Below are 9,221 nucleotides of genomic sequence, written 5' to 3'. Positions count from 1 at the left end.
CCGCTCCGGCTACGACACCGGCACCCACACACGGGGGGACCACCCGGGCACCGGGCTCCCCGGCTACGACACGGGCACCCACACGCGGCCCTCCTACCCCGACGGCAACACCCCCCTGTGGGGTGAGAGCGGCGGCACGTTCGGCTCCCCGAGCGCGCCCACCGTTCCCGGCGCGCAGGGCGGCGGCCCCGGGCTGCCGGGAGGCCCCGGATCCGCCGGCGGACCGGCGGCGCCCGGCTCCCATGCCGGACCCGAGCGGGAGGCTCCGGCGCCCGGCGTGCCCTCCCCCTTCAACGGCGGGCCCGTCGGCCACCCCGGACACCCGGGCGGACAGGACGGCACTCCGTACCCGGGCGGCCCGCAGGGCTACCCCCCGCTCCCGCCCACGGGCGGCTATCCCGCCGAGCAGCTGCGCGGCGAGGTCCCGCAGGGCTACGGCGGCTACCAGGACCAGGGGGACCGGTTCGGGCGGCCGTCCGGCCCCGGCGGCCCGGGCAGCGGCTACTCCGAGATGCTGGGCGGCTCCTACCCGGCCCAGCAGCCGCAGCAGTCGCAGCCCGACTACGGCGGCTACCCGCCGCTGGACGGGTGGCAACAGCACGGCGACGAGGGACGGCCGGACGGTCCCGGGGCGCCGGGCCCCTACCCGCCCGAGCAGCCCTACGACCAGCGGGGGTACGGCCAGGAGCGTTACGAGGGCGGGTACGAGGACGGCCGCTTCCGCTGAACCGGTGCGGTCCGGACGGCACTGACGCGCCGTGACCGGCCCGCGCCGCCGGACCCCGTCCGGCCCCACCGCTTCACATCACCGAGGTGCACGGGACAACCCCGTCACCTCGGTGTTTTTTCTGTCCTGATTTGTCCCCACGCCTTGTGAAGCCGGGAAAACAGCCACGGAAACCACAACAGATGGTAACCCTGAGCTACGAAAGTTGACTACAGTTGGTGATTGACAGGCGACCCTTCGGGGTTCCGTCGTGTTCACGCGTTCACCCGCACACCCCCCGATCCGGACACCGTCGTCCCCGTGCGCCTACGCCTCATTTGCCTGGTCCAACCCGAACGGAGCAACCATGCGCAACGACGCCCAGGGAGTACAGCCCGACGCACCGCCCGCAACCGCGGCGCCACCGGGCAGCCACAAGGACCGCAAGGGGGTCGCCGCCGACGTCGGCGCCTCCCTGGTGGTCTTCCTGGTCGCCGTCCCACTGTCACTCGGGATCGCCGTCGCCTCAGGCGCCCCGCTCATCGCAGGAATCATCGCCGCCGTCGTCGGCGGTATCGTCGCCGGACTCGTCGGCGGTTCGATGGTGCAGGTCAGCGGCCCGGCCGCCGGGCTGACGATCATCGTCGCCGACCTCATCGCGACCTACGGCTGGCGGGTGACCTGCCTCATCACCCTGCTCGCCGGTCTGGTCCAGCTCGTCCTCGGGGCCGTGCGCATCGCCCGCGCGGCCCTGGCCGTCTCCCCCGCCGTCGTGCACGGCATGCTGGCCGGGGTGGGCGTCACCATCGCCCTGGCCCAGCTGCACGTGGTCCTGGGCGGGGCCCCGCAGAGCTCGGCGGTGGCCAACATCGCCGACCTCCCCCACCAGATCGCGCACAACCACTCCGCCGCCGTCGCCGTCGGGGTCATCACCATCGCGATCATGTTCACCTGGAACAAGCTGCCGTCCTTCGGGAGGCTGCGCCCGGCGGTGGTCCCGGCCGCGCTGGTCGCGGTGGGCACCGCGACCGCCATCGCGACCGTCGGGGGCTGGAGGGTCGAGACCGTCTCCCTCCCGGACTCCCTGGCGGACGCCTGGAACGGACCGGTGCTCCCCGCGGCCGGGCAGTGGCACGGCATCGCCGTCGGCGTCGCCACGGTCGCCCTGGTCGCCAGCGTCGAGTCCCTCCTCGCCGGGATCGCCGTGGACCGCCTGCACAACGGCCGCCGGATCATGCTCAACCGGGAGCTCTTCGGCCAGGGCGCGGCCAACACCGTCAGCGGCGCCCTGGGCGGCCTGCCCGTCGCGGGCGTGATCGTGCGCAGCACCGCCAACGTGCGCGCAGGGGCGCACACGCCCCGGTCCACCATCCTGCACGGTGTGTGGATCCTTCTGTTCGTCGCCTTCTTCGCCCACGTGGTCGAGCTGATCCCGATGGCCGCGCTGGCCGCGCTCCTGGTGTTCATCGGCGTCCAGATGGTCTCGATCGCCCACCTGCGCAACCTGCGGCGCCACCACGAGGCCAGCGTGTACCTGGTGACCCTGTTCGGCGTGGTGCTCCTGGGCCTCATGGAGGGGGTGTTCATCGGTTTCGCCCTGGCCATGATCGTGTCCCTGCGCAGGCTCACCAAGCTGACCGTTACCACGGAGGAGCGCGACAACCGCGTCCACGTCACGGTGCACGGCTCGCTCACCTTCCTCGGGGTGCCCCGGCTCGCCCACGTGCTGCGCACCGTCCCCGAGGGCGCCCAGGTCGACCTGGACCTGCACGTGGACTTCATGGACCACGCCGCGTTCGAGGCCATCCACGCCTGGCGCGTGGACCACGAGCGCACCGGGGGCGCCGTCGACATCGACGAGGTGCACGAGAGGTGGTACGCGCGCAGCTCCACCAGTTCCGCCCCCGCCTCCAAGACCGCGCCCGGCGGCCTGGCGCGCTGGTGGGCGCCGTGGGGCATGCGCCGTGTCCCCGAGGAGACCGCGCGTGAGGTCAACCCCCTGGGCCTGCTCACGGCCGGCGCCCGCGAGTACCACTCCAGCACCGCCGACCGGATGCGGTCGCTGATGGGCCGGCTGTCCCACGGACAGCACCCGACCGCGCTGTTCATCACCTGCGCCGACTCGCGGGTGGTGCCGAACCTGATCACCTCGAGCGGCCCCGGCGACCTGTTCACCGTCCGCAACGTCGGCAACCTGGTGCCCAGGCGGGGAACCCCCGGCGACGTGTCGGTGGGTGCGGCGGTCGAGTACGCGGTGAACGTCCTGCGGGTGCCGTCGATCGTGGTGTGCGGACACTCGCACTGCGGCGCCATGAAGGCGCTCCTGGAGAAGGCCCACCAGGAGCCCGGGGACGCGCAGACCTCGCACATGTGCCGCTGGCTGGCGAACGGGCACGAGAGCCTGGTGCGGGCGGGGGAGGTGTCCGGGGCCCTGGCCGGCCTGCCCGCCGCGGAGGCGCTGCGGCGGCTCGCCCAGGCCAACGTGGAGGAGCAGCTCGGCAACCTCATGGGATACCCGGTGGTGCGCGAACGCGTGGAGTCGGGCGACCTGGAGCTGTCGGGGATGTACTACGACCTGGAGACGGCGAGGGTCCACCTGCTGGACACCGCGACCGGGGAGTTCCGTCCTGTGCAGGGCGTGGGCGATCCCGTTCCGCACCCCCGACCGGGTGCGGACGGGGATCAGCTGTTGGAGGAGTCGTCGCCGGGCGCGTCGTCACGCTCGTCCTGCTGAACGCCTGAGGCCTGGTAGGAGGCGAGCATGACGATCGCCACGATGGCCAGGACCGGCAGGCCGAAGAGGACCACCCAGAAGACGGTGGAGTCGAACAAGAGTCACCCATTCCCGTGAACGCGGATGCCCGTCGGGCCGTCGACCCCGGACGTCGGCCCACGGGCGCACGCGCTCCGGCACTCGGCCCGGGGTATGGAGCGCAAGGGCCAATCTATCGGTGCGCATGGGCGGCAGGCCATCACCGGCAGGCTGTATGCCTGTACCCATAGGACTTCCCGCGCCCCAGGGTTCCCACGCGCCGCGCGCGTCGCACCCCCGCCCGGGGCCCGGCAGGGCTCCGGGCGGGGGCGGCGGCGGGCCGATCGCGGCCGCCGCCCCACCATCCGCGGCCCGGTCCGGACAGCGCACCGCCGTTCGTCGCGGCCCCCGCGCCGTCGGTGCGGCCGTGCGCTCCCCGCGGGGGGCTCCGCGAGGGCCTCGGGCCGGAGCGCCGGCCCCGGTGCCGGGCAGGCCGACAGAGAACGTGGAGGGGGAAGGCCTGCTGTAGAAAGGATGTCCCGGGTCCCGCTCCCACCCCCGAGCAAGGAGAAGGCTCATGGACGAGATGACACGAATCCGCCGTGTGGTCGGATGCCTGGTGGTCTCCACCTCGATGTCGTTGGCGGCCCTCGGTCTGGGCACGACGACGGTGGGCGGCCACTGGCTGATGTGGGCGCTGTGGGCGTGGTGGGGGGTCCTGGCCGCGGTGACGGTGTGGGCGGTGGTGATGGTCCACCGCATCGGCAGCCGGAAGGAGTACCGGTGACCCCCACCCGGGAACCGGAGGGGCGCGGGGCGGAAGACCTGCACGCCTCGGGCTGAGCCCGCCCGTCCGGATCCAAGGTGCGGGAAGACCTGCCGCTACCTCGCCACCTGCTTTCCCGGTCTGCCGCAGGCCCCGCGATCCATCCCGCGTCCGTCCCGGGTCAAGCCCGGACAGGGCAAGGCATCCGCAGATGAACAGGGGTGTCGGTGGGGGCGGACCCGCGAGCGAATTTCCGGGTATTCTCAGGTCAGGAAGGTGTGGAGGGGGGGAGTCGGCCGGTAAGCCGGATTCCACCACGCCCGTTCCGCTGACCTCGGTCGATACCCACAGAAGCCGCGTCACCTGCGATGACAGGTCTCGCGGCTTCTCGCTGTTCCCCGGTGCTCCCTACCCTCCGAGCAAGCACAGAGCAAACATAAGACCACTGGGGATGGAAGTGGATCGGCGCCCACGGGCAGCCCAAATGAGCAGCCAAGAGTCGACGATCTACGGCTTCGCCCGATCGCCGGTTCTCGCTAATTTTTTCAACCCGACCCACCCCAGAGCGCACTAGAGGTCAAGAACTAGCTTTTATCGCCACAGAGGAGAGATATTTACCAAAGCTAGGTTTCTCCATTCACCTTAATCGCACTATAATTCTAATAAGTATGTCGCACTCATAAAGCTAGGATCAATCTTGACAGTCTACCTTTCCCTAATTACCCCAGTCGCATTGCTGATCACATTCACAATAGGATTTTTTTATGCTCGCCACATAAGAAAAGTAGATTTACTTCTCAAGTTGCATCAAGAGATGGCGAGCACTGAACATCAACAAGGGCGGAAGATCCTTATCGACTACGCAAGAATGGGAATAAACGCGAAAAACATAGCCAAAGACGACCGGGTCGCCGTGAATAAGGCACTGTCCATGATCGACATCCTAGGGTACTACTGCAAGAAAAAGTACGTGAAGGAGTCGGAGATTCTGGACCTCTGGGAGACTTCCCTTCGAAAAATTGCACCGAAAGCCCAAGAATTTATGGGGATTCTCGACTCCGAGAAAGGGGACACGACCTGGCCCTACGGTCGTCAACTCATAAACAAGGCGGAGTCCCTTCCCCCTGCCAGGCAAATTCGGAGGAACAGATAACCATCCCCCAGAGGAAATGAATAATCATTTCCTTTCGTTATCGTTACCTGTTGCCCCCGCGCATTCTCGCTCTCCATGCTGACCTTTCTGCGCTTCTCGTGGGAAAGCTCTTGGCCTGGAAGTCTGCGGGCCTCGCGCCCGTCCGCCCCCGTCCGCCCTGTCGGTCGACCACACCCCTGTGTCCCTGGACTGTTGCTGCCCCTGGTTCGCCCACTCTGTGAAGAATCGCCGTGCCCACTGGGCTCGGCGGGGCGCGCGAGGACGCGCCGCGCGGGACGCAGGCGAGCGCGGACGCGGCGCGCCTACCGCCGGACACCCCCGGGTGTCCGCAACCGCGCTTGCGCACTCCTGGTTGCCGCGTACATCAACACGCTTCGCACTCGCCCTCCCCTGAGGATGCCCCCGGGTAGAGATGTGCCCGCGACTTCCTCGGCGCCCTGGCCCCGCGCGCTCTCCGCCCCCACACCCCGCCGGCCCTTTTCCGCGCACCCCGCCCGCGGCTTGGTCCTCCCACACCCGAACCGGCCCGCCTCTCCCGTTCCGCGCCTCGACCCCCCTTGGTCGAACCAGCAAAGGAACCAGGCCCACCCCCGCCTCCCCCTTCCCCACCACGCTCCGACCCCGTCCCTCTTCCCGTCACCCTTCGTCCACGCACCGCGCGACCGCGCCGCCCAGGGGCCACAAGGTGGAGCGCCCCACTGTCCGAACGACCTTGTGGCCCCTGGGCGGTGTGGTAGGTCCCTGACTGGACGAAGGGTGAAAGGGAAGAGGGGCGCACCGCCACAGCAGACCCCAGCCGTGCGCGGTTGCCCCCGCTTCCTGGATCCCCGAGTCCCCGCCGGAGGCTGTGTTCTCACCGGGGGAACCGCGGGGCCGCAGCCGCCAGCAACGCGCCCGGCCATCCGCCCTCCGGCCGCGTCCCGCACCCGACCGCCCAGCCGCAGGCTGCCCCGCACCGCAGGTGCGGGCTTGAAGACGTAAGGAAACTTCTCATCACCCTGACCCCGGGCATGAAGAAACCCGGCTCACCTCGCGGTGGCCGGGCATCTCCTGGCGTCGTCTAGTTGGCGGGCCACTCGTAGTGGAGCTCCCACTGGTAGGTGGGCATGACATGCACACAGATCTCTACCGCCCGGTCGTTCTCGTCCCACGCCGTGTGAAGGATCTCGAACACCTGCTGCTCCGGGTCGGACTTCAGGAAGTCCGCCTCCTCCGGGGTGACGGTACGAATCCTGATGGCCTCGGTGAAGCGCGCAGGACCGAACCCCTTCTCGGCCAACCGGGAGTAGGTCCCACCGGGACCGGTGTCCTCCTCGACGATGGCGGTGCCTTCGGCCAAGGCCCAAGGAACATACGACGTCGCAACCTGAACAGGAGTCTCGTCCGCAAGCATGTGGCGCTTGCGAATCGCGACGGGCGCGCCCTCCTCGATCCCTAGAGCCTGAGCCGCATGCTTCGGAGCTTCGGTCTGTCCGTGCTGAACCAGGGTGGTCGTGGTCTCGTGACCTCGTTCCCTCAGCTCGCTGTCGAAGGCACCCCGAGCGCTGCCGGCCTCCCGGTTGGACTTCGCGTAGCGCTTGTTGGCGAACCGGGGAATCGGCGGAACGTCACGGACGTACGCGCCTACGTTGTCCACCACTCGCACCAACCCCTCCCGACGAAGCACAGCGATCGCGTTGCCCACGGTCCGCTGAGTGATCCCGAACTCTTCCGCAAGCTTCGGCTGACTCGGCAACTTCGACCCCGGGCTGTACTCCCCGCTCGCGATAGCTGCCCGGATGTGGTCTGCGACCTGCTGGTACCGGTGTCGTGGCGACTCAAGGCTCATACCTAGCTCCTTCCCCCTAGCTCGGAGGTTCACGTTACCCCTAGTGGTAACGAAGCGAAAAACGGACTTACCGGGCGTCGGACCTTACCTTTCGGTTAGATCCACATCTCCTGCTTGCCTCCTAGTTACTAGGGCTGTACTGTTGGCCTTGTTCCTAGCAACTAGGTTCTAGCTACTAGAAGGAGTTCAAGATGCGCAGTATTCCCGTGGACACGTCCCAGATGGTCTTCATCGCGGCCGGATCCCCGCGTCCCAAGGTCAAGGACCGCACCACCGGCGAGATCAAGTACAACGCCGACGGCTCCCCGATGTGGCAGCTCAAGGTGCTGGCGCAGGTCGAGGACAACGACGCGGAGACGCTGCTGGTCAGCTTCCCTGCGACGCACGCCATCACCGCCCGACTGGGGACCCCGCTCACCGTTCAGGGCCTGGTCGCGATCCCGTGGGAGACCAACGGCCGTCACGGCGTGGCCTTCGGTGCCGCCACGGTCGCGCCCATGGACCTGCGCAAGGCCACGGAGTAATGCCCAGCTGCTCGACATGCACGGGCACCGGAGAGGTCCGACACATGCCCGACTACCGACTTGCTCTGTGCCCGACCTGCAAGGGCAAGGGCGAAACCTCTTAAGGAAGGGATGACGATGTTCCCCGAGATTCTGTGGGCGGTCCCCCCGGCCGCCGCTGCGGTGCCGCTCTCGGCTGCCGCCTGGCACCACTGGTCACCGAACACCTGGTCCTACGGGCCCGGCCTGGTCGGTTCGGCTCTGCGGGTCTACCTGACCTGGGAGCACGTGTCGCAGGGATGCGGGCTCTCGCACACCCGTCGCCAGACCAAGGTCAAGGGCGGTGTGCGCCGGGTGACGGTGGAGAAGAAGCCGAAGCTTCGCCGCTTCCGGCCCACCCCGTTCGGGTTCCGGGTCCGTGCTCGGCTCCACGACGGGCAGACCCCCGACGACTACAAGGACGCTCTGACCCGGTTGGCGCACGCCTGGCGGGTGGACTCGGTCCGGCTGCGCACCTCGGGTCCGGGCTGGGTGGAGTTGGCGGCATCGCGCCGTGACCCCCTGGGCACCGTCACCGAAGCGGCTCCACTGGGTGAGGGCTGGGACCTGCTCAAGGTCCGGATGGGCACGCTGGAGACCGGTGACCCGTGGGTGATCGACTTCCGGGCGGTCCCCCACTGGCTGATCATGGGCGCGACGCAGTCGGGCAAGTCCACCGACCTCAACGCCCTGGTGTACCAGCTGGCTCCTCAGCCGGTGGCTCTGGCGGGGCTGGATCTCAAGGGCGGGGTGGAGCTGACCCCGTACACCAAGCGGATGTCGAAGCTGGCCACGACTCGGTCCGAGTGCATGGGCCTGCTCGATGACGTGATGGTGATGCTGACCGACCGGATGAGTCAGTGCAGGGAAGCCGGTGTCCGCAACATCTGGCAGCTCCCTGAGGTAACCCGTCCGACACCGGTGGTGATCGTGGTCGATGAGGTCGCTGAGCTGTACCTGATGACGGACAAGGCCGAGAAGGACGAGATCGCTCGGACCTCGACTCTGCTGCTGCGCAACGCCCAGCTCGGGCGGGCGTTCGGTATCCACCTGGTGATCGCTGGCCAACGGGTGGGGTCCGATCTCGGTCCCGGGGTGACGGCCTTGCGTGCCCAGATCACGGGTCGGATCTGCCACCGGGTCAACGACGGGGAGACGGCCAAGATGGCGCTCGGCGACCTGGCCCCCGACTCGCTGTCGGCCGCGATGCAGATTCCCGCGGAGATGCCGGGTGTGGCTGTGACGGTGGGTGCGGACGGGCGCTGGTACCGGGTCCGCTCGGACCTGACCACGGAGGAGATGGCGGAAGACGCCTCGCAGGAGTACGCCCACATGGCTCCGGACTGGGACGACCTGGTTGCCGGTAACGCGAACTCGACGGCCCCGGCTCCCGGAGACCTGGACTGGGAGCTCTTGGAGAAGGAGATGTCCTGATGACTCTCTCGTACTGGTGCACCTACTGCACCAAGCCCGC

7 protein-coding genes and 1 pseudogene are annotated in these 9,221 nt (G+C 68.6%); 6 read left to right on the top strand and 2 right to left on the bottom strand.

All coding sequences use genetic code 11. From position 1 onward, the window contains the following. Together ACFQBR_RS25370 and ACFQBR_RS25365 are read left to right on the top strand one after the other, a co-directional pair. Positions 1 to 727, top strand: a pseudogene (locus ACFQBR_RS25370) (hypothetical protein); the annotation flags it as partial. A gap of 346 nt (positions 728 to 1,073) precedes the next feature. Continuing rightward, positions 1,074 to 3,440, top strand: coding sequence for a bifunctional SulP family inorganic anion transporter/carbonic anhydrase (locus ACFQBR_RS25365; RefSeq protein ID WP_344185139.1), 2,367 nt, complete (start codon positions 1,074 to 1,076; stop codon positions 3,438 to 3,440). Here ACFQBR_RS25365 and ACFQBR_RS25360 read toward each other — a convergent pair. After that, positions 3,389 to 3,538 carry a hypothetical protein gene (locus ACFQBR_RS25360; RefSeq protein ID WP_267949113.1) on the bottom strand — a complete coding sequence of 50 codons (150 nt, stop codon included), beginning with the start codon at positions 3,536 to 3,538 and terminating at the stop codon, positions 3,389 to 3,391. The genes ACFQBR_RS25365 and ACFQBR_RS25360 overlap by 52 nt on opposite strands. Before the next feature lie 497 nt (positions 3,539 to 4,035). Here ACFQBR_RS25360 and ACFQBR_RS25355 point away from each other — a divergent pair, with 497 nt between their 5' ends. Both ACFQBR_RS25355 and ACFQBR_RS25350 read left to right on the top strand, forming a co-directional pair. Further along, positions 4,036 to 4,245 (top strand): hypothetical protein, encoded by a 210-nt coding sequence (locus ACFQBR_RS25355; RefSeq protein WP_267949112.1) that lies wholly within the window; start codon positions 4,036 to 4,038, stop codon positions 4,243 to 4,245. 676 nt (positions 4,246 to 4,921) lie between these two features. Next, positions 4,922 to 5,377: a hypothetical protein gene (locus tag ACFQBR_RS25350; RefSeq protein WP_344184434.1), complete on the top strand. Its 456-nt coding sequence runs from the start codon at positions 4,922 to 4,924 to the stop codon at positions 5,375 to 5,377. A 1,060-nt stretch (positions 5,378 to 6,437) separates the two neighbouring features. Here ACFQBR_RS25350 and ACFQBR_RS25345 read toward each other — a convergent pair. Next, positions 6,438 to 7,205 carry a GntR family transcriptional regulator gene (locus tag ACFQBR_RS25345; RefSeq protein ID WP_344184435.1) on the bottom strand — a complete coding sequence of 256 codons (768 nt, stop codon included), beginning with the start codon at positions 7,203 to 7,205 and terminating at the stop codon, positions 6,438 to 6,440. 191 nt (positions 7,206 to 7,396) lie between these two features. Between ACFQBR_RS25345 and ACFQBR_RS25340 the strand changes: the two genes are divergently transcribed. Then, positions 7,397 to 7,729, top strand: a complete 333-nt coding sequence (locus ACFQBR_RS25340) for an SCO3933 family regulatory protein (protein ID WP_344184436.1) — start codon at positions 7,397 to 7,399, stop codon at positions 7,727 to 7,729. Between the two features lie 117 nt (positions 7,730 to 7,846). After that, positions 7,847 to 9,181 carry an FtsK/SpoIIIE domain-containing protein gene (locus ACFQBR_RS25335; RefSeq protein ID WP_344184438.1) on the top strand — a complete coding sequence of 445 codons (1,335 nt, stop codon included), beginning with the start codon at positions 7,847 to 7,849 and terminating at the stop codon, positions 9,179 to 9,181. Positions 9,182 to 9,221 lie beyond the last annotated feature (40 nt).

This window comes from Nocardiopsis tropica, from assembly GCF_042660575.1.
Lineage (GTDB): Bacteria > Actinomycetota > Actinomycetes > Streptosporangiales > Streptosporangiaceae > Nocardiopsis > Nocardiopsis tropica.
The sequence above is the reverse complement of the archived record's forward strand: the minus strand, read 5'-3'. Positions and strand labels throughout refer to the sequence as shown.